This window comes from Pedobacter sp. (assembly GCF_037719805.1).
In the GTDB taxonomy this organism is placed as follows: Bacteria; Bacteroidota; Bacteroidia; order Sphingobacteriales; family Sphingobacteriaceae; genus Pedobacter.
Genome location: NZ_JBBJLZ010000001.1, coordinates 401,641 through 423,677 on the forward strand (window position 1 = coordinate 401,641; position 22,037 = coordinate 423,677).

17 protein-coding genes are annotated in these 22,037 nt (G+C 40.7%); 8 read left to right on the top strand and 9 right to left on the bottom strand.

The features are described from left to right. Positions 1 to 16: 16 nt before the first annotated feature. Together WKF66_RS01895 and WKF66_RS01900 are read left to right on the top strand one after the other, a co-directional pair. A complete protein-coding gene (locus WKF66_RS01895; RefSeq protein WP_489672708.1) occupies positions 17 to 583 on the top strand; it encodes an RNA polymerase sigma factor in 567 nt (188 codons plus the stop codon). Then, positions 573 to 1,826 (top strand): porin family protein, encoded by a 1,254-nt coding sequence (locus WKF66_RS01900; protein ID WP_489672709.1) that lies wholly within the window; start codon positions 573 to 575, stop codon positions 1,824 to 1,826. The genes WKF66_RS01895 and WKF66_RS01900 overlap by 11 nt, the downstream gene beginning before the upstream one ends. Here the strand turns inward: WKF66_RS01900 and WKF66_RS01905 are convergent, their stop codons facing one another. After that, positions 1,827 to 3,977: a S9 family peptidase gene (locus tag WKF66_RS01905; RefSeq protein WP_489672710.1), complete on the bottom strand. Its 2,151-nt coding sequence runs from the start codon at positions 3,975 to 3,977 to the stop codon at positions 1,827 to 1,829. 78 nt (positions 3,978 to 4,055) lie between these two features. On the opposite strand from WKF66_RS01905, the gene WKF66_RS01910 reads away from it, so the two are divergent. Continuing rightward, the gene (locus tag WKF66_RS01910) at positions 4,056 to 4,322 is read left to right on the top strand and encodes a hypothetical protein (RefSeq protein WP_489672711.1); all 267 of its coding nucleotides are present in this window, start codon (positions 4,056 to 4,058) and stop codon (positions 4,320 to 4,322) included. On the opposite strand, the gene WKF66_RS01915 is transcribed toward WKF66_RS01910, so the two are convergent. The 7 genes from WKF66_RS01915 to ruvX all read right to left on the bottom strand — a co-directional run bounded on the left by WKF66_RS01915 (position 4,319) and on the right by ruvX (position 11,229). Next, complete coding sequence (locus tag WKF66_RS01915) at positions 4,319 to 5,857, bottom strand: YifB family Mg chelatase-like AAA ATPase (RefSeq protein ID WP_489672712.1); 1,539 nt, start codon at positions 5,855 to 5,857, stop codon at positions 4,319 to 4,321. The genes WKF66_RS01910 and WKF66_RS01915 overlap by 4 nt on opposite strands. 84 nt (positions 5,858 to 5,941) lie before the next feature. Continuing rightward, complete coding sequence (ffh, locus tag WKF66_RS01920; protein ID WP_489672713.1) at positions 5,942 to 7,282, bottom strand: signal recognition particle protein; 1,341 nt, start codon at positions 7,280 to 7,282, stop codon at positions 5,942 to 5,944. 94 nt (positions 7,283 to 7,376) lie between these two features. Beyond that, complete coding sequence (locus WKF66_RS01925) at positions 7,377 to 8,381, bottom strand: DUF3078 domain-containing protein (RefSeq protein ID WP_489672714.1); 1,005 nt, start codon at positions 8,379 to 8,381, stop codon at positions 7,377 to 7,379. A gap of 54 nt (positions 8,382 to 8,435) precedes the next feature. Then, positions 8,436 to 9,188, bottom strand: a complete 753-nt coding sequence (locus tag WKF66_RS01930) for a hypothetical protein (RefSeq protein ID WP_489672715.1) — start codon at positions 9,186 to 9,188, stop codon at positions 8,436 to 8,438. Between the two features lie 49 nt (positions 9,189 to 9,237). After that, positions 9,238 to 10,155, bottom strand: a complete 918-nt coding sequence (locus WKF66_RS01935) for a glucosaminidase domain-containing protein (protein ID WP_489672716.1) — start codon at positions 10,153 to 10,155, stop codon at positions 9,238 to 9,240. A 4-nt stretch (positions 10,156 to 10,159) separates the two neighbouring features. Continuing rightward, the gene (locus WKF66_RS01940) at positions 10,160 to 10,789 is read right to left on the bottom strand and encodes an O-methyltransferase (protein ID WP_489672717.1); all 630 of its coding nucleotides are present in this window, start codon (positions 10,787 to 10,789) and stop codon (positions 10,160 to 10,162) included. 26 nt (positions 10,790 to 10,815) lie between these two features. Then, a complete protein-coding gene (ruvX, locus tag WKF66_RS01945; protein ID WP_489672718.1) occupies positions 10,816 to 11,229 on the bottom strand; it encodes a Holliday junction resolvase RuvX in 414 nt (137 codons plus the stop codon). 305 nt (positions 11,230 to 11,534) lie between these two features. Between ruvX and WKF66_RS01950 the strand changes: the two genes are divergently transcribed. The 3 genes from WKF66_RS01950 to WKF66_RS01960 are packed head-to-tail and all read left to right on the top strand — an operon-like array spanning position 11,535 to position 14,584. Next, the gene (locus tag WKF66_RS01950) at positions 11,535 to 12,683 is read left to right on the top strand and encodes a DNA polymerase III subunit (RefSeq protein ID WP_489672719.1); all 1,149 of its coding nucleotides are present in this window, start codon (positions 11,535 to 11,537) and stop codon (positions 12,681 to 12,683) included. 1 nt (position 12,684) lies between these two features. After that, complete coding sequence (gene ricT / locus WKF66_RS01955; RefSeq protein ID WP_489672720.1) at positions 12,685 to 14,124, top strand: regulatory iron-sulfur-containing complex subunit RicT; 1,440 nt, start codon at positions 12,685 to 12,687, stop codon at positions 14,122 to 14,124. After that, entirely contained in the window at positions 14,117 to 14,584 is a 468-nt protein-coding gene (locus WKF66_RS01960) for a gliding motility lipoprotein GldH (RefSeq protein WP_489672721.1), read from the top strand. Before ricT ends, WKF66_RS01960 begins: the two co-directional genes overlap by 8 nt. On the opposite strand, the gene WKF66_RS01965 is transcribed toward WKF66_RS01960, so the two are convergent. Continuing rightward, positions 14,576 to 15,877 carry a UDP-N-acetylmuramoyl-tripeptide--D-alanyl-D-alanine ligase gene (locus WKF66_RS01965; protein WP_489672722.1) on the bottom strand — a complete coding sequence of 434 codons (1,302 nt, stop codon included), beginning with the start codon at positions 15,875 to 15,877 and terminating at the stop codon, positions 14,576 to 14,578. The genes WKF66_RS01960 and WKF66_RS01965 overlap by 9 nt on opposite strands. 89 nt (positions 15,878 to 15,966) lie before the next feature. Here WKF66_RS01965 and WKF66_RS01970 point away from each other — a divergent pair, with 89 nt between their 5' ends. Both WKF66_RS01970 and WKF66_RS01975 read left to right on the top strand, forming a co-directional pair. Further along, positions 15,967 to 18,456, top strand: a complete 2,490-nt coding sequence (locus WKF66_RS01970; RefSeq protein WP_489672723.1) for a M14 metallopeptidase family protein — start codon at positions 15,967 to 15,969, stop codon at positions 18,454 to 18,456. A gap of 469 nt (positions 18,457 to 18,925) precedes the next feature. After that, positions 18,926 to 22,033 (top strand): SusC/RagA family TonB-linked outer membrane protein, encoded by a 3,108-nt coding sequence (locus WKF66_RS01975; protein WP_489672724.1) that lies wholly within the window; start codon positions 18,926 to 18,928, stop codon positions 22,031 to 22,033. The last annotated feature ends 4 nt before the right edge of the window (positions 22,034 to 22,037 follow it).

Genomic DNA, 22,037 nt, shown 5'->3' on the forward strand with positions numbered 1-22,037 from the left:
ATTCTTAATACCGCGAATGCTCAAGCTTGAAGACGCCATCACCGGCTGTCAGCAAAATAAGAATAAGGCGAAAGAAACGATTTACAAATCGTTTTACGGCTACCTTATGGGCGTAATAATCCGGTATGTCAATGATAGGAATGACGCAGAAGAACTAGTGAACGATTGCTTTGTTAAAATCTTTAAGAACATCGCAACGTTCACTTTTCCTCAAAATCCAGAAGAGCTTCCAAAGGCATTTAAAGGATGGATTGCTAAAATCTCTTCCAGAACAGCGATCGACTTTCTGCGCACGAAAAAAACAAAGGTTTATGTTGATGACCTTGATGACCATCAGCATCCGGTTACAGAAGTTAACGTGATCTCAAAATTAAATGTACAAGACATACTGGCTTTGCTGGACGCTCTTCCTGAAACACAACGGATTATTTTTAATATGTATGAAATAGAAGGTTTTTCTCATGATGAAATCTCTAAGATGTTAGCTATATCTGGCAGTTCAAGCAGAGTTTATTTGACACGCGCAAAAAATAAGTTAAGAACATTATACTCAAAATCATTAATTCAATCGTATGCCAATTAAACGTTTGAAATCTTCCACGGAAGAAGAACTGATTACTCATATTAAGAATAGCATGGCTATTCATGAGGAGGAGTATGCGCCTGGGGCATGGGAAAAATTCAATCAAAAGGATAAGAAGCGCTCCGGAATAATATATTGGATAGGAGGGTTAAGCAGTGCTGCGGCGCTTTTGCTTATTGGTTTTGGCTTATTTTTATTTCAACCTGGAAAAATTAATAATACCGTCGCTAATCAAAGCATAATTAATAAACCGGCTTCAATTGAAAGGTCAGATCCTAACAAAGATAAAGAAAGCTTAACAAACGGACATACCGTATCAGCACAGGTTGAAGAAGGTAAAAGTGATAAAATTGCTCTTAGCCCTACTGTTATTTCTAACTCGGACCCGGTCTTTGCTGCGGAAGAGTCGCTGGCAGCTAATTTAAACGCGACGATCAGTCCAACGTTACCAGCAACAGACAACTCCCAACAACATAATTCTGTTGCCGTTACTACGCCAGATCAACCTGTCAGACCGGAGAAAAAACCGCTTACAGTCGAAGAGTTTCTAGCTAAAGAAAACCAACGAATTGCGGCTACACAACAGAAAACAAACAATCAAGCGACCAATAATAAATGGGACCTTGGCCTTGTCGTGGCGCCATCTATAGGTAACAATGATAAGCTAAACATGGGTTATGGTGTAAGCATGGCTTACAATTTAAATAATAAGGTTTCTCTGGGCTCAGGACTTTCTTATAATGAGATGGGAGCTTCCAAACAGATAGTAGGCAATAACGCTCCAAACAGCCCTTCTTCAAATGCGTTGGTTAGCGATAGTAAAAGCCTCCAATCTATAAATACGCATGTTACTGGCATAGATATCCCGCTTGAAATCCGCTACAATTTGAGTAGTCGCTTTTATGCAAATGTTGGCGTGTCCGCGTTTGCGGTAATCAATCAACAGCAAAACAATGTTTACCTGCAGGGCACAGTTGTTCAACGCTCAGCACTAGATTTTGCCGGCGATCTGCAGCCTCAATCGTTCCTGGTAACTGAAAAGGTCTCGGAAAAGGCACCGGAAACGATAGCCCCTGATAGTAAACTTATTGGATTTTATAACTTCTCATTTGGATACAAGCAGCGGATATTTAAGGATAAGTCAATCGGTATTGAGCCCTTTATGAAGGTTCCGATGAAGAACGTTACAAAAGAAAACCTGCGCCTTCTAGGCACAGGTCTTAAGATTAAGTTTGACTTCTAGCTATTTCGAGATTCCCTCTAACGCAAATAAGAAGGCATAGTTCAGTGCGATATCTTTCAGATAGTCAAATCGCCCGGAAGCGCCGCCATGACCAAAATCCATATCTGTTTTTAGGAGTAGTATGTTTTTATCAGTCTTAGTTGCCCTTAGCTTTGCCACCCACTTCGCCGGTTCAAAATATTGGACCTGACTGTCATGGAGTCCTGTGGTAACTAACATGTTTGGGTAAGCCTTTTTCTGGATGTTCTCATAAGGCGAGTAGCTTTTCATATAGCTGTAAGCATCTTTATTCTTTGGATTTCCCCACTCGTCGAACTCGTTTGTTGTCAAAGGAATACTTTCATCGAGCATCGTATTCACGACATCTACAAAAGGAACCTGTGCGATAATTCCGTTCCAAAGATCTGGAGCAAGATTGATTACCGCCCCCATTAACAACCCACCTGCACTTCCGCCCTGGGCATACAGATGCCCCTTCGAAGTGAACTTCTCAGAAATCAGGAAGTTCCCACAATCAATGAAGTCATTAAAGGTGTTCATCTTTTTCATTAACTTCCCATCGTCATACCAATAACGGCCCATCTCTTGTCCACCACGGATATGTGCCAATGCATAGACAAATCCTCTATCCAGTAAGCTTAAGTTGTTGCCCGAGAAGCCTGCGTCCATAGTGGCGCCGTAAGATCCATAGCCATACAAAAGCAGTGGTGCCGAGCCGTCCTTCTTAAGCCCTTTTTTATAGACTAGTGAGATCGGTACCTTAGTTCCATCTTTGGCCGTCGCATATACGCGTTCTGTAACATAATCTTCTTTGTTATAACCGCCTACAACTTCCTGTTCCTTCATCAATGTCTTCGTTTTAGTCTGCATGTTATAATCATACACCGAATTTGGAGTCGTCATTGACGTATAGATATATCTCAGGATCTTTAAATTATATTCCGGATTACCACCGTTTCTTGCGGTATAAGTAGGCTCGCCAAAATCCAGGTAATGCTCATCAGCGCTCGTCAAACTCTTAACCCGAAGCTGTGATAAACCGTTTTTACGCTCAGATAAAACAATAAAGTCCTTGTATTCGTCAACACCACTTAATAAGACGTCTTTCCGATTCGGAATCACTTCTTTCCAGTTTTCTCTTCCCGGCTTATCCAGTGGCGTCTCCATCATCCTGAAGTTTTGAGCGTTCCAGTTCGTTACAATGAGAAACTTATCGTCCAAAGCCACGACATCATATTTCATGTCTTTTGCCCTTGGGGTAAAAACTTTAAAGGAACTTTCTGGTTGGCTCGCAGGGATCATACGAATCTCATCAGACATTGTGGCTGATGAGTAAATAAATATAAACTTACCTGATTTCACTTTTGCCACGCCGATATAGTTTGACTTGTCCTTCTCCTCATAAACAACGGTGTCACTCAAAGCAGGCAAACCCAGAATGTGTTTCTTAATTTTTTCACTCAACAACGTCTCCGCGTTTTTCGAAGTATAAAACATCGACTTGTTGTCAGCCGCCCACACCGCGTAGCCTTCTGTATTAGTCACGGCATCTTTGTAGATTTCTCCGGTTTCCAGATTTTTAATATGTAATATATACTGCCTGCGCGATACCTCATCTACTCCATAAGCCATCAATTTGTTATCAGGACTCACGCTAAAGCCTGAAACGGAATAATAAGGGTGACCTTTTGCCATCTCGTCCACATCCATTAAGACTTCTTCAGTAGCTTCAAGACTACCCTTCTTCCTGCAATATTTATAATACTGTTTACCGTCTTCAGTCCTCCTATAATAGTAGTAGCCGTTATCCAACACCGGTACGGATTCATCCTTCTCCTTCACCCGTCCTTTAAGTTCTTTAAATAAATCTTCTCTAAATGCTTTTGAACCACTCATCATTGTATCCAGATATTTATTCTCAGCGTTCAGGTAGTCAACAACTTTAGAACTGTCAGGTCCTTTCTTGAAGTAATCGATCATCCAGTAATAATTGTCTACCACCGTATCTCCATGGAGGATACGCGTTTTCGGTTTGATTTCTGCTACGGGAGGTGTAGCTGCGGGCCATTTATAAGTTTCCATTTTATTATCTTTGTTAGTACAGGACAGTGCTGTTGTGATCAGCAGCACTGCGGGGAGAATTCTCTTCATATCTGTAAGGCTTAGAGGTTGGTCGGTGCAAATTAAAATTTATTCGTTTACAAACCTCACATTATTAAAGAATTAAGTATGCAACAACCATTTGATATTACATTAGCAAATATAGATTATGCAGTTTTCCCAGAGGGAAATGACGTTTATGTAATCTTTAAGGAAGGGAAAGAATACGTTTCCATTCAAAAAGATACTGATCTCCAATGGATAAAGCTGGATGCAGAAACAGGAACCCCGATCTTTGAAACTGATGAGGAAATCAATAACATCGGACGGGAAATACTTGCCTATGTGCCTGAAGAGGAAGACGAAGAGGAGCTTGATGAAGAAGAGGAAGATTAACCTGCCCAACTGTCTCTATCTAAACTTCTGTAATGTATTGCTTCTGCCAAATGCTCAAGCTCAATAACGTCACTTTCTGCGAGATCAGCAATTGTGCGGGATACTTTTAAGATCCTGTCATAAGCCCTTGCAGAAAGCCCCAGTCTTTCCATCGCCTTCTTAATTAGTGCTTGCCCACTGGCATCTATCTTGCAAATCTGGCGTACCATATTTGGACTCATCTGTGAATTATAATGCAGGGTCGAATCGTTTTTAAATCGGAGGTCCTGTATATCTCTAGCTTTTATAACCCGGGTACGAATCACCTCACTTTTTTCAGCCGCAGAAAGGGAAATTAACTCATTGAAGTTTACAGGAGTTACCTCCACATGCAAATCTATTCGGTCCAGCAATGGTCCGGAGATCTTTCCAAGGTATTTCTGCACAACACCGGGAGCGCAAGTGCATTCCTTCTCCGGGTGGTTGTAGAATCCACATGGGCATGGATTCATTGAAGCGATAAGCATAAAACTTGCCGGATATTCCACACTCATTTTCGATCTGGAGATCACAATGGTCCGTTCTTCCAATGGCTGTCTCATTACTTCCAAAACACTTCTTTTAAATTCAGGAAGCTCATCTAAAAACAATACACCGTTATGTGCCAAAGAGATCTCTCCAGGTTGCGGGTTTGAACCGCCACCCACAAGTGCCATATCTGAAATTGTATGGTGAGGACTTCGATATGGCCGTTCCGTCATCAGTGCATCCGAAGCACTAAGCTTTCCGGCGACGGAATGTATCTTTGTAGTCTCTAGCGCTTCCTGTAAATTTAGTGGCGGCAAAATGCTTGGCAAACGCTTCGCCAGCATGGTTTTTCCTGAACCTGGGGGCCCAATCAATATTACGTTATGCCCGCCTGCTGCGGCGATTTCCAATGCACGTTTGATGTTCTCCTGTCCCTTAACGTCAGAGAAGTCATGATCATAACAGTTTACTTTTGTGAAAAACTCATCCCTCGCCTTCACCACCACAGGCATATGTACTTCTGTCTTCGTAAAAAATGAGATTACATCTTTGAGGTTTTTCATCCCATAAACCAGCAACTCATTCACTATAGCAGCTTCGCGTGAATTATCTAGGGGTAAGATGAAGCCTTTGAAGGATGCCGCCCTCGCTTGAATAGCAATAGGTAAGGCTCCTTTTATAGATTGTAAACCGCCATCCAGAGACAGTTCGCCCATTATGAAGTACTTATCCAGTTCATCGCTTTCGATTTGTCCCGAAGCTGCCAGAATAGCTATAGCAATTGGCAGGTCATACGACGAGCCCTCTTTACGGATATCTGCCGGAGCCAGATTGATCACGATCTTCTGCCTGGGCATTTTAAGCCCGGCGCTTTGAACGGCGCTCTCAATACGCCTCAAACTTTCTCTGATAGCGTTGTCCGGCAACCCAACAATATGGTATCTATTTCCTGTGCCAATGCTAACTTCAACCGTTATGGTTAATGCATTAACGCCGAACACAGCACTTCCATAAGTCTTTACAAGCATAGCGCAGGTTGATTTACCTGTCAACTAACCTCTATAACTAAAAACTGATGTGGTTAAAAAAGAAGGTTTATTTTGAACGACCGGCTACATTCTGCCCTGAGGCATTTTCGGCATGTTTTTCATCATCTTTGCAGCTGCAGCAGGGTTAGAAAACTGCTTCATTACCTTGCGCATATCTTCAAATTGCTTAATCAGTTTAGTAACCTCTTCGATTTTTGTGCCTGATCCTTTGGCAATACGTAGCCTTCTGCTTTGCTGGATGCTGTCAGGGTTTTCACGCTCGTATTTCGTCATCGATTGAATAACTGCTTCTACGCTTTTAAAAGCATCATCTTCAATGTCAACGTTTTTCATCATTTTACTCACTCCAGGAATCATACCCATCAAATCCTTCATGTTACCCATCTTCTTGATCTGCTGAATCTGGTTGTAAAAGTCATTGAAGTCAAACTTATTCTTACGAATCTTTTTCTGAAGCTCAGCAGATTCTTTCTCGTCGAACTGCATCTGAGCACGTTCAACCAGGGAAACTACGTCACCCATACCTAAAATACGGGAAGCCATACGTTCAGGATAGAATACATCAAGGGCTTCCATCTTTTCACCTGTACCGATAAACTTGATGGGCTTGTTAACAACAGATTTGATTGATAATGCTGCACCACCACGGGTATCACCATCTAATTTGGTCAATACAACCCCAGTAAAGTCCAGTCTGTCGTTGAACACTTTAGCTGTATTCACCGCATCCTGACCAGTCATCGCATCTACAACAAATAAGATTTCATGAGGCTTAGTGCTTGCTTTAACAGCAGCGATCTCGTCCATCATTTGCTCATCTATTGCTAAACGACCGGCGGTATCTATAATGATAACATTTGCATTTTGCTTCTTACCTTCAGCAATACCTTCCATTGCAATGGCAACAGGATCTTTCGATTCGATATTTGCATAAACAGGAACACCAATCTGCCCACCAAGGATCTGAAGCTGATCTACTGCAGCCGGACGATATACGTCACCTGCCACCAACAAAGGCTTCTTACCTTTCCCCTTCAGGTAGTGCGCAAGCTTTCCGGTAAAAGTGGTTTTACCAGCACCGTTCAGTCCCGCAATTAAAATGATCGTTGGATTGTTTTTCAGATCAAGTTCTGTAACCTCACCACCCATTAAAGCGGTAAGTTCATCGTTCATTACTTTGGTAAGCAACTGACCAGGAGAAACCGCCGTCAAAACATTTTGACCTAAGGCTTTTTCTTTTACATCGTCAGTAAAGGTCTTTGCTGTTTTATAATTCACATCGGCATCAAGCAATGCTTTACGAATTTCTTTCATGGTTTCCGCCACGTTGATTTCCGTAATACTGCCTTGTCCCTTTAAAACTTTAAATGCACGGTCTAGTTTATCCTGTAAATTATCAAACATCTTCTTTAATGCTTAGTGTAAAAAATGGTGAGTCCCAAAGTTATTAATTTTGTGGGTAAACAGAAGGTAAAAATATTATACAATTTTGGTGTTTTTACCTGGGGAAGGTAAAGCCAAATCCAATGGAAAGGTTCTGTCGCGCTTGTATTTCTTTATCTGCATCCTTATCAAATAAGGCTGTACCAGTTAAACTCGCATTCATAAATCTATTGATCTTCGAAGTCAATCGTACATCCATACTGTGATCCACATGGTCCAATGGGCGATCGTAAGGAATGAACATATTGTACCTGAAGTAAAGACCAACGTTAGTAAAAATCTGTTTGTCAAACTGACTAGTTACCTGGAAAGCGAGCTCATTCCTAAATTTTTTATTTTTGCTTCTATCTACACCGAAATACCCTCTATTATATTTTTCGTTATAAACGGTTGTGTCTGTAATGAAGGTTTGTTTTGCTGTTCCAGTACCAAATCTCGTAGAAAAATAGTTGGTTGGCTTATATTCAAAACCGATCGACTCTGTCAAATAGCCTGGAGCCATAAATTTAGAGATCAAAAATTGTTGTTCTGTATTGTCAATCCTTTCATAGGCAAAGCCTCTGTCAAACTGAGATTCGAATGTTACTGCACCATAAAAAAACCAGCTTTTTGAAAATTGCAAGTTGGCCTTATTGTCCCAGAATATCCTGTCTTTGGTCTTCTTTTGTAACTGATCCTTATTTTTTACCTTGCCATATTCTAACCTGATCTCACTCGTGTAGCTATAACTCTCCTTGCTATAAATCGTTCTGTAGTTCAGCAATCCGCCAATGGCAATGTTGTTAACTCCTCCACCTTTCCAATTCTTGGAATACTGACCCTGGTTTAAGTCGATACCAATGTTTGTTACCGTCTTCCAGTAGTTGATCTTTTCCGATAAAACAAGTGGTGCAATAGGAGTAGGCTTGTATTGGATAGTTCCTGTTCTGGCAGGCAAAGGACTGCGTTTTAACTTGATTTCCAACCCTTTAGTGTTGATCGGAATCGTATCTATCTCCTGAGCTATGGCACCAGTAGACACAATAAATAACAATAAGAGGCAGATATTAAAACGCTTCATTAGTACAAAGAAAAACAAAAATGTGACTTTATGAAACTTTAATTTAGCTTTTTATTAAAACTCCTTGACAATAACCTTCGGAAGTGGCTGTAGCCTAAACGCGGCCGGATTCCGCTTATAGCTCGCGTAACTATTCCTTAAAAACACTACAAACGCATATTCCGAAGCAGTTAGCACAAAATCGTATGTCGGTCGATACTGCTCCATAAAATCTATTGTCACTGAATCAGATAACTGTAAAATCGTCTTGACATAGTCAGGTCTAAACCGGTAATCAATGATCGACTCTCTATAATCTCGCTCCAGGATCTTTTGAAGATGGCGGGCGTTCTTTCCTTCCCGGCTCAACAAATTATAGATCGCATCGATTCCCAATCCGGCTCCTGTCGGGCCAACGCTAAGCAGGTTCTTAGAACTGCCTCTGTCCAGTTTATATTTGTATTCTTTCAACCGTTGCTGGTATTGCTCTTGAGGACTAAGCTTTTTACCTGTTATGGAAACTTCCTGGAGGTTTATACCTAACGATTTCAATTGGAAATAGATTGCCTGAGCGCCTTTTAATACAACGGTATCTACTGCATAACCCTGTAACACGGCAAACAACGTATCCCCAGGTGCCGCAGAAATACGGAATTCGCCTTTCGAAGTGTTGTAAATGCCCTCGTCTTTTTTGGAATTATAGATGTACACTTTAGCCAGCCGAAGCTTGGAATCTTTATCAATCACAAAACCCTGCACCGTGCCGGTTTGTGCAGAAAGCTTAAAGATCATAAAAGAAAAGAAAAACAGCAGGCAATAGAATCTCATAGGATCACAAAGCTACAAGTTAACTAAATGCTGCGACCGCACATTAACATTATTTAACTAATATTAATGTTTGCCCGATTTTAATGGCATTATCAATAATGTTGTTTAACGATTTAAGCGCTTCGATGCTGATATTGAACCTTTTAGAAACATTATATAACGTGTCACCTTGCTTCACCACATATGTCTTGTCTGCTGGGATTGTTTGAGTCGAAGGCGTAGTCGTGTCTGTGATTGGTACAACAATCTTCATAGGATTAATTGCCGTGGTATCCGTCACTTTCAATACCTGCTTTGATGGCGGCGTTTCAACAGGCGTAAACTTTTTATACTCTTTTGGCATGTTGGCATTGATTTCAGCGAATACCTTGTCTTCACGCTTCAATTTTTCTGTTTCAGATTCCGATTGGTCATACTGGTACAACTCGTATTTGTCAATGATGTTAATCAGCATGTCCGGATATTTTGGGTTTGTCGCATAACCAGCCTGCTTTAAACCTCTCGCCCAGCTTTTATAATCGTTCTTATCCAGCTCAAAAAGAAAGCTGTATCGTTTTCTTTTTAAAAACTCAGAGTGATCCTTAAATGATTCTCTGGCATCTTTATATACTCTGAAACAATCGTTCGCTTGATCATCATCCTTAAAATAGCCCTTTCCCTTCCAATCAGATGTGCATTTTATTCCAAAATGATTATTCGCGAAACGGGCCAGACTGCTATTGCCGCTTCCCGATTCAATGATCCCTTGCGCCAATGTTATACTAGCTGGGATTCCATAGCCGTTCATCTCTTCGATTGCGACACCTTTGAATTCGTCAATATAGGAGAGTGTTGTACGAGATTTATAGTCGGGATTTGCTTTTGTAGCAGCCTTTTCAATTTGCTTGTTGTTTTTACTGTATTTCCTGGTTGAGCATGCGCTCAAAATCAGCATCATAAAAACGAAGGGAAGTATAATTCTAGTCATCAAGTTACTTTTTTCTAATAATAAATAGCCCATCTCTTACCGGAAGAATGATCTTTTCTACCCTGCTGTCATTAGCAACTTTGTCATTAAAGGCGCTAATATTTTTGGTGTCTTTATCTTGTGCATTATCCAATATTTTCCCGCTCCAAAGCACATTGTCTACAATGATAACGCCTCCGGGTCTCACCCTGTCGAAGACTACATCGTAATAAGTGCCATTATTTTTTTTATCTGCGTCAATAAAAACGAGGTCAAAAGTTTCTTCTAAATCAACAAGGCTTTGGGTAGCATCACCAATAATGTATTTGATTTGATCATTGAATGCGGAGGCAGCAAAATTCTTACGAACCATATCTTCTAGCTCTTCATTAATATCAAGCGTATATAGCACGCCATCTTTCGCTAATCCTTCTGCGAGACAGAGGGTGGCATAACCTGTAAAAGTGCCAATCTCTAATATTCTGGAAGGACTAAGCATTTTGCTTAGCAGACTTAATACCCGTCCCTGATAGTGCCCCGACAACATTCTGGGCATTAGCACCTTTAAATATGTTTCCCTGTTTATTTTTTGAAGGAGCTCAGATTCCGGTTCGCAATAATTTAAGAGAAGCTGTTGGAGATTGTCATCTATCATGTTTTCTTTCTAAAGGGCGCACTCCATTAACGGGGCTGTTCCATAAAATATTGCAGAATGATGGTTGCCGCAATCGTATCCACCCGTTCTTTATTCTGGCGGTCCTGTTTTTTAAGGCCGCTTTGCATCACCGTCCTTTGCGCTAAAACGGAAGTATAGCGCTCGTCGATCCAGTATTGTGGAATTTCCGGGTAAGTCCTTCTTAGTGTTCTTGCGAAGCCTTTAACATGCTGCGCAGAATCGGATGGACTACCGTCCATTTGCTTTGGGTCACCAAATACGAAGGCCTCCACTGGCTCCGTTGCCATATACTTGTTTAAGTATTCCAGGATATCTTTAGGATGCACGGTATCAAGTCCTGTCGCAATGATTTGAAAAGGGTCGGTGACGGCAAGGCCGATACGTTTAGTTCCATAATCAAAAGCAAGTATTCTAGGCATGTTTAAAGGCGTTCTGAGCAAATGCATTTTAGTTGCAGTGGCTTCAAAGATAGGGAATATATGCAAATCAGAACTTCTTTAGTCTCCACATGCTGGACTCTAGCTAAAAGTAATTTCTAGCCTCATTTAGTCCGCCTTGGTACCCCCTTGACTCTGCTTGAGCGGTAGCAAGGGGGTACCAAGGCGGTATCAATGCGGTACCAAGGCGGAACCAACCCAAGCGCAGTGCAGCTTGTCCTATACTGAAATAAGTCATAAAATGTGCCCGCATTCGATTTTGTGTAAATTTTAGTATTTTGCACCAAATGCAATTCAAGAACATAGTAGGACAAGACCACATCAAGCAACAGCTGCTGCAAACGGTTGCGGATAACCGCATTAGTCATGCCCAGTTATTTTTGTCCTGCGATGGAAGTGGGGCATTGCCGCTGGCAATTGCCTATGCCCAGTACATCAATTGTCTGGATAAACAGGCCGATGACAGTTGTGGTGTCTGTTCCTCTTGCAGAAAATATGAGCGTTATATCCATCCGGACCTTCATTTCTCTTATCCATTCTTCGCTTCGAAAGATGTCAAGACGGCGGTAGATGTACTGGAAGAATGGAGAAGTTTACTATTGGAAGATCCTTACATCGATTTGGATATTTGGCGCTCTAAGCTTAATGCCGATAACAAACAGGCTAATATCAATATCGCCGAATGTCATGACATCATTAAAAAACTAAGTTACAAAGCTTTTGAGGGAGACACAAAGGTGTTGATTATGTGGTTACCAGAATACCTGGAGAAAGAAGGAAACGCATTATTGAAAATCATTGAAGAACCACCTGCAAATACTTTATTTATTCTTGTGGCAAACAACCAGGAGCAAATTCTTTCAACTTTACTTTCGCGGACGCAGATTGTTAAGATTCCGAAGCTGCCTTTTGATGTTGTGGAATCTTATCTGATCAACAAGCATAATCTTTCAGACAATCAGGCTACGGAGTATAGCTTTCTTGCGGATGGAAATTTGATTGATGCGAAGCAGCTGGTGGCCAATACTCACAATGAAAATTCAGAGAAGTTTGCAGAGTGGCTTAGGATGGGGTATGGCAATAAAGTGCTGGAGCTGACGGCCTTTGTGGACCAGATTGCTTCTTGGGGTAGAGAGAATCAAAAGAATTTTTTGAAGTATGGAATCAGTTTTCTTAGGGAATGTAGTTTGCTGCTAAGTGGTGCTGATGAACTGGTAAAGTTGCCGCCCCTCGCACTGCAAACTGCCAGGAAATTGTCTGCACATGTATTAGATTTAAACATGGCTGATGCCATCATATCGGAATTGGAAAAAGCACACTATCACGTGGAAAGAAATGCGAATCCTAAAATTCTGTTTTTAGATGTATCTTTACAGCTAGTAAAAATTATTAAGTTCAAAACGTTCCCGCAAGGGACTCAATATATATACAATTAATATGGGATGTGGAAGTTGTTCTACAGGTGGCGGTTGCGCCCCCTCGGGCTGCAAAAGTAACGGCTCATGCCTTACTGGTGGCTGCGGAAAAATGGAAGTTTACGATTGGTTGTCCAACCTGGATACACCAACAAATTATAAGCCTTTTGAGGTAATAGAAGTTAAATTTAAAGGCGCAAGGAAAGAGTTTTTTCTAAATCATGACAACATATACCTCGAGATAGGAGAGTTAATCGCGGTTGAAGGTGCTACTGGTGGCTATGATATTGGCCACGTTTCCCTTACGGGAGAACTTGTTCGAATTCAAATGAAGCGCAGAAAAACGCCTATCGACCAGGTGACCAGAAAGGTATACCGTAAAGCTTCAGAAGTAGATGTCGAGAAATGGAAGCTAGCTAAGGGCCTGGAGTGGGAGACCATGCATAAGGCACGTACTTTGGCTTTAGACCTTCGCTTGTCAATGAAGATCAGCGACGTTGACTACCAGGGTGATAAAACAAAAGCGACGTTCTTTTATACTGCAGAAGGGCGTGTGGATTTTAGAGAGCTTATCAAAAAAATGGCAGAGACCTTCCGGATCAGAATCGAAATGAGACAGATCGGAATGAGACAGGAAGCAGGAAGATTAGGCGGAATCGGCTCGTGCGGTCGCGAATTGTGCTGCTCTACCTGGTTAACTAACTTCAAAACGGTTTCTACTGCCGCAGCAAGGTACCAGAATCTGTCGTTGAACACTTTAAAACTCGCAGGTCAGTGTGGTAAATTAAAATGCTGTTTAAATTATGAGCTTGATACGTATCTGGATGCACTAAAAGACATTCCGGATCGCATTGAGAGCTTACAAACAGAGATCGGCGTTGCCCGTCATCAAAAGACAGACATCTTTAAAAAAATTATGTGGTTTGCGTATCCCAACACAGAAGATTGGATCCCTTTGAAAGTTGATCGCGTAAAGGAGATCATGGCTATGAACAAAAAAGGTCAGAAACCAGTCAACCTAAAAGAAGAGGCAATTGAATTGAAACCTTCTGCCGTTGTCGAGAAAGTGCATGATTATGAGAATGTTGTTGGCCAGGATAGCTTAACACGCCTGGACGACAAACAACGTAATAAAGGGACGAGAAACAATAACAACAATAACAACAATAATCGGAATAAAGCGCCTCAGGGAGCAAATCCTGGTCAGGCAGTGAAACCTCCTCAGCACATTAGAAACAGACCTGAAGTGAAAAAAGAAGGTGGGGCTCCAAAACCACAGGGAAATAATCCACGGACTCCAACAGCTGTACCAAAATCTCCGGTCGCTGGTCCAAATCCTGAGGGACCTACAACACCAGTTGAAGGGCAAGCGGTTGTAACAACGACTCCGTCGGCCAACAGGAATAGGAACCGAAATAAAAACCGTAGAAATAAGCCCAAGGATAAGCCCACAGATGAATAGCGTTAAGGGTCTGTGGTCAGTGCTTGCAGTGGTCCTTTTATGTTTCTCCGGTTGCGACACCAGTAATATTGTAGACATCAACATAGAGATGCCTTCACACAGCTGGGGTTATGACCGGAAGATCAAAGCTATAATTGATGTTGCAGATCCTTTACAGCCTTATACTATTTATTTCAGGGTAAGAAACACAGCCAGCTATCGGTACTCGAACATCTTCGTGCTCCTCCACATCAGTGGAGGCGGCATGAAAAAACAGACCAAAAGATTTGAATATAAATTGGCAGAGGCGGACGGTCAGTGGACAGGTTCGGGATCAGGCAATTTATTTACGAGTGTGGTGCCAATGGTTACCGGGTATAAATTTCCGAACAAGGGCAAGTACCTTATAGAGATTGAGCAGAACATGCGCGATAATCCCTTACGGGAAATAAGCGATGCGGGTATTAAGATCTCAAAGTAAGGGAAGAAGCTGTTCTAAAGCCATTCCTCTGGAACCTTTTAGTAAAATGAGGCTGTTTTTTATTGGATTGGCTGCCAAATAAGTCAAAGCTTCTTTAGGCGTTTCGAAAAATAGGCCTTTAATTCTTTCCTTCATTTTGAAAAAAAACTTTCCAATAAAGATGCTAGTATCGACTCCTATTGTTGCTGCATGGTTGGCAATAAGCTCATGTTGAACTGCAGATTCCGGGCCGAGTTCAAACATATCACCTATAATGATTACTTTTTTGTTAGCACTCAAATGCTTTAGATTGTCTAATGCGGCCGTCATGCTGCTTGGATTGGCGTTGTAGAAATCGCAAATCACAGTGTTGGTTTCTGTTTTCGTTAATTGTGAACGGTTGTTTCTAGGATAATAGCCTGCCAAACCGTCGTTTATTTGCTGCGGCCTAACCTCAAAAAACCGCCCTATGCAGATTGCTGCTAATATATTCTCAAAGTTATAGGTACCCGTTAAATTAGCTGAAGCCGCGTATACTTTTTGCTCGCTTCTCCATTCGAGATTTATTAATGGATCAGAAGTTAATAATTGTCCTGAGACGAAGTTGGCTTCATTAGCACCGTAATAAATAATCTTATCTAATCCTGCTGTATTGCTCATTTCGAGCAGATGAGAATTGTCGGCGTATACAAATGCATATCCATGATTAGCTTTTATCCAGGCATATAACTCTGCTTTACCTTTTTTGACGCCTTCGAAGCCACCGAAACCATCAAGATGTGCCATGCCGACGTTACTAATTAGCCCATGTGTAGGCTGAGCAATTGTGCAGAGTAATTCGATCTCCTTTTGGTGGTTTGCGCCCATTTCTATGACGGCCATCTCAATGTCCGTCCTTATAGATAGTATAGATAACGGAACGCCGATGTGGTTGTTCAAGTTACCGTACGTAGCGAAAGTTTTGTATCGCTCTGATAAAACTGCCTTTATTAATTCTTTCGTGGTTGTTTTGCCATTACTTCCGGTAAGGCCAATTACCGGGATACTTAATTTTGAACGGTGATGTTTTGCCAGATCCTGCAACGTTGTCAAAGCGTCTTCTACCAAGATGTGACGCTCCGCATTATGATATATAGGATTATCTATGATAGCAAAAGCGGCACCCGTCGCTAAGGCCTCATCGGCAAAGGTATTTGCGTCAAAATTATCGCCCTTTAAAGCAAAAAATAAGCAACCATTACTAATATTCCGGGTGTCGGTACATATAATGGGATGTTTTAAGAACAGCTGATAAAGGGATTCTACGGTTGGCATGAAAAATACTGATAAGTGATATGGTAAAATTACATTATGAAAGAGAAACAAAAAATAATCTTTACTATTTTGGAGCATAATAACTACTAATGAGAAATTTTCTGCTTCCTATCGCATTCCTCCTCGTCGGCTGGACCACCAGTACTGCACAAGTTAAGTCTCCAGATGAATTTCTTGGTTACGCTTTAGGCAGTCGCTTCACCACACATCAAAAAGTGGTAGACTATTTTAAATATGTTGCTGCGGCTCATCAACAGGATATGAAGCTGCAGACTTACGGTAAGACTTATGAGGGTAGGGAACTACTGACAGCGATCATTTCATCGAAGGAGAATATTAAAGATCTGGAACGCATTAGAAAAAACAACCTTGATATTAGCAAGGCGATCAAAACAGCTACAAAATCTGGTAAACAGACGGCAGTGCTCTGGTTAAGTTACAATGTTCATGGTAATGAGGCAAGTTCCACTGAAACGGCGATGCGTACACTATATGCACTTACAGAACAGAAGGACAATAACGTTAATGACTGGCTTAAAAATGTAGTGGTGATCCTTGACCCTTGTCTTAATCCAGATGGCAGGGAACGTTACGTCACCTATTTTAATGGTGTAGTTGGCAACAAACCGAATCCAGATCCAATGGCTAGAGAGCATTTTGAGCTTTGGCCAAACGGCAGACCTAATCACTATTACTTTGATTTGAACAGGGATTGGGCATGGCAGTCGCAGGTGGAGACCCAGCAGCGATTAAAGCTTTACAATGAATGGATGCCAGAAGTGCACGTGGATTTTCATGAGCAAAGTTACAATGAACCCTACTATTTTGCTCCGGCTGCAGAGCCTATCCATGTAGACATCACACCATGGCAACGTGCTTTTCAGGTCACTGTTGGTAAGAACAATGCAAAATATTTTGATGAAAACGGATGGCAGTATTTTACTAAAGAGCGGTTTGATCTTTTATATCCTTCTTATGGAGATACCTATCCTTTATATAATGGTGCAATAGGAATGACTTATGAACAGGGGGGAATAGGTGCTGGTCTGGCAGTAGTTACAATTGACGGAGACACTTTGACTTTGAAAGATAGAATTGATCACCATTATACTACAGGCATGGCGACTCTTGAAACCGTTTCCAACAATGCAGATCGGTTAGTATCAGAATTTAAGAACTATTTTGATAAGGCCGTTTCTTCTCCACCGGGCATCTATAAGACCTATGTAGTAAAAGCACAGAACCTAAGCAGGGTAAAGAAGTTAGCCGAATTACTTACCAGAAATAATATTGAATTCGCTTATGGATCAGAAAGATCTCCTAAAGGATATAGCTATGAAAGCAAAAAGACAGAGGTGTTTAAGATTGGCAGAAACGACCTGATTGTTAACCTGTCCCAGCCTAAAGCCGTTCTGGCGAATGTATTGTTTGAGCCGCAAACCTCGATCACAGATTCAAATACGTATGACATTACGGCTTGGGCGCTTCCATTTGCATATGGTCTAAAAAGCTATGCGGTTAAAGAATCGTTTAAAGGGAGCTTCTCTTCTATTGATGATAAAAGCGATGAGCCTTTGTCGATCGTTAAGCCTTACGCCTGGGTACTTCCATGGAGTTCGGTAGAGGATGCGCAGACCTTAATTGCGCTACAACGTGCGGGTGTCAAATTGCGAATTGCAGAGGAAGGATTTTCCGCTTCCGGTAAGTCTTTTCCTTCAGGATCACTCCTTATATATAGAGCAGAAAATGAAAGGTCGGTCAAGAACCTCTCCGGCAGGATTTCTACAATCCAAAAAGACTTAAATATGAAACTATTCCCCGTGGCCACAGGCTTTGTAGAAAAAGGCAAGGATTTCGGTTCCTCTGTTTACACGCCAATTATTGCTCCGAAAGTTGCTGTCGTTGGAGGTACCGGAATCTCTTCACAGGGAATGGGTGAAGTCTGGCATTTCTTCGAACAAGAATTGAAATATCCATTGACGGTGATCGGTGTTCAAAACCTTTCAAACTTAAACATTAATAAAATAAATGTGCTGATCATGCCTGATGGATCTTATGGGGATGCTATAAATGAAAAATTAGAGGACTGGATAGGTGCTGGAGGAAAAGTAATCATGATGGAAGACGCCATCTCAAGCGTTCAAGGGAAAAAGCCTTTCGACATCAAGCTTAAAGAACTACCTAAAGAAGAGAAAAAGCCAGTCAATTCCAGGCGATACCTCACACGAAATCAAGATGACCATTCAAGCGCAATCCCAGGTGCCATTTTTAAAGTTGATCTGGACAACACGCACCCATTGTCTGCTGGTTTAGGTGATTATTATTATGCTTTAAAAACGGATGATAAGATTTACGAGCCTTTTGGATCGACATCAAATACGGGGGTGCTAAAACCCAATAGTTACATTGCTGGGATAGCCGGGAAATCTGTACTTAAGAAACTTGACAACGGAATGCTTTTTGGGGTTCAAAATATTGGAAAAGGGGCAGTTATTTATCTTGCATCTGACGTTCTTTTCAGGAGTTTCTGGGAGAGCGGCAAGCAAATGTTCGTAAATGCAGTGTTTTTAGTTTATTAAGAAGAGGCCTATAATAACATATAGTTTCGAAAATGTTAATTCTTTCTGAGAACTCAGCTCATCCTACAATACGAGTCATAAAATTGTCATAAAAATTACCGGTCCAAATTGGACGTGCTGTCTTATGTATATTTAATTAAAGTTTAAAAGCGCTAGATAATCTAATTTAGCTGTGGGGGAGGAAGCTGCGAGTATATTGCAAACCAATTTATTAGTGACCTTTATTGCGTCAACTGTTCATAGGAGCAACTATTATGTTTAGATTTAGAGATATTTAGCACAAAAGTTACTAAATTCGAAGACATCTTGCAATAACGGTGATTATATTATGCTTTTTGTCTAAAAAGCTTAAAAATCCACATCGTTGCCTCCATTTTAATCATAAGTTTCATTTTTTTTAGATTCTAAAGTAAAAAACGAGTATCATTGTAATTATTAACTACTACTAACTAACTAAATTTTATTGTTTATGAAAAAACTTTTACAAAGTTTGTTCATTCTAATGCTGTTTGCAGGATCTGCTATAGCACAAGAACGTACAATTACAGGTACAGTAACCTCAAAGGGAGACGGATTACCTCTCCCAGGTGTATCAGTAAAGATTAAAGAAGTACCAGGTTTAGGGACTTCAACAGGCGCAGACGGAAAGTACGCCCTCCGTGTACCCGCAAACGGCAAAACATTGACATTTTCGTATCTAGGGTACACACTTCAGGAGGTCACCATTACATCGACTGTAGTTAATGCTTCGATGACGGACGATGCGACTTCGTTAACAGAAGTTGTGGTAACAGCAGGTGGTCTATCAACTACACGTGCTCAATTAGGTACTGCGTCTACTACGGTTAAAACTCGTGAGCTAACACAAGCTAAACCAACGAATGTTGCGGCAGCCTTAGTTGGTAAGGTTGCTGGTTTGCAGTTAAATACGGTAAGTAGCGGTGTCAATCCAAATTACCGTTTGGTATTACGTGGTAATCGCTCCTTACTTGGAAATAACCAAGCTCTTGTTGTTGTAGATAACGTTATTGTTCCCAATAACGTTTTAGGTAATCTAAATCCAGATGATATTGAAGATATCCAGGTATTAAATGGTGGTGGTGCGGCAGCCCTTTATGGTTCAGATGCATCTAACGGGGCTTTAATCATCACTACAAAAAAAGGGAAAAATGGTGCCCCTGTAATTAGAGTTGGTCAAACAACCAATGCAGAGAAAATCAGTTTCTACCCTCAGTTACAACAAAGATTTGGTTCAGGTGCAGATAACGACCTTCAAATTTATACTAATCATGAAAATCAGCAGTACGGTCCTGCATTCGATGGCAGGCTTGTACAAATCGGTGATCCTTTAGAAGATGGAAGTATCCAAACAATACCTTACAGCGCTAATGACTCTAAGGACAAATTTTGGGATACCGGTATAACTAACATTACGGATTTTTCATTATCTACAGGTGATGATAGAAGTACTTATTATATTTCCGCCCGTTATTTAGACACTAAAGGAACCACGCCGAAAGACAAATTCAATGCGTTCTCACTAAGATTGAACGGAACAAGGTCATTCAGTAAAGCTGTTGATGCAAACTTCTCAGTAAACTATGTGCAAAATAGAACGGACATTACCACTGCGACTTCATCTATGTATGATCAGATTTTACAGACACCTGCTCAAATTCCTTTGACTAATTATTCCGATTGGAGAAATGATAAATTTGCGAATCCTAACGGTTACTACAATGCATATTATGCAAACCCTTATTTTACTTTAGATAACGAAAGGTCAGTTGCAAGACAGGACCAACTAGTTGGTAACGTTGATTTTAGAGCAAAAGCAACTGATTGGTTGAGTTTCTTATATCGTGCAAACATAAGTACTACCAATAACTCCAATAAAAACCGCGTTAATAAATTTGTTTTAAGCGCGTATACAAAGAGTCTTGGACTGTCGTCTTTAAAAAACAATGACATTCCAGGTAGCGTTTCAGATGGAGAAAGCTATAGTACACAATTGTTTACTGAGTTTCAAGCGAATGTGTCTAAATCAATTTTAGAAGATCTAAAATTAGATTTCACATTAGGAACTAGTTTAAGAAGTAATACTGCTAAAAACATTGGCGTTGCGGCGCAAGGTTTGACTTTTGAAGGATTATACAATGTTGCCGCTCGTTTGGCTGCTAATATCACTGGATCAGAAAGCAATTCAACTGCTCGTCAGCAAGGTGTTTATGGTGACTTGAGGTTAGGTTACAAAAATTATTTGTATTTCCATGCGTCTGGTCGAAATGACTGGTTCTCTACACTTCCTGAAGCGAGCAGATCAATCTTCTATCCAGCTGTAGATGCTTCATTTATTGTTACTAATGCTTTCCCAAATTTAAAGGAAAGCAATATTTTAAACAGCTTAAAAGTTAGAGCGGGTTATTCAACCGTGGGTAACGTAAACCTAAATGCTTATAGCTTGCTAACAACATTTGGACAAAATAACGGTTATCCATATAACAACAACCCCGGTTATTCAATTGCAACCGTTATCTACAACCCTGCTTTGAAACCAGAGATCACTAACGGTTTTGAGGGTGGTTTTGAAGGATCTTTCTTTGGAGATAGATTAACAGCTACTGTCAATTATTTTAATACCAAAACAAATGATCAAATTGTTCCTGTAAATATTTCAGCAGCATCAGGTTTCTCGACTTATTATACCAATACTGGTAAAGTGAGTAATGAGGGTATGGAAAACACGTTAAATATATTAGCTTATCGCAATACTGATTGGGAAGTTAATGTTGGTGGAAACTATACTTATTTAGAAAATAAGGTTCTTTCTATCAGCGCTGACGTAAGTCGTTTAGGTTTGTCAACTGGTGGTACAGCTCAAACATATGCAGAGGCTGGAAGCCTATATCCAATTTTAAGAGGTAGCGCATTTAAACGTGATAGTGAAGGCCGTATCATAGTAGACAGAAATACTGGATATCCATCTGCAACAGAATCAATTGAGGTATTAGGAAATTCTAGTCCTAAGCATATTCTTGGTTTAAATGGTTCAGTACAATACAAGGGCTTAAGATTAGCTGCGGTTGCGGAATATAGAGGTGGATATAGTATTTTTAACTCAGGTGCTGATGCATTTGAATTTTCTGGTGCTGGCGTGAGAACTACAATGTATAATAGAGAGCGTTTTGTAATTCCTAATTCATCATACCTTGATCCGACTACGAACACTTATGTTGCTAATACGTCCGTAACGGTACGAGATGGTGGGGCAGGATTTTGGTCTCAGTCTTCTCCTAATAGAGCAATTGCTGAAAACTATGTTGTTAACGGTGCATACTGGAAAATTAGAGAAATCAGTTTATCTTATGATTTACCAAAAAGTATAATAAGCAACCTTGGCGTAGTTAAAGGGATTAACATTGCTGCACAAGGAAGAAACTTATTCTTATTTACACCTAATGAAAACTTATATACTGACCCAGACTATACCCTTGGTAATAATGCAATTGGTATCAATACATTAAGTCAAACTCCACCGACTCGCTTCTTTGGTGGTTCAATTTCTGTTACTTTTTAATTAG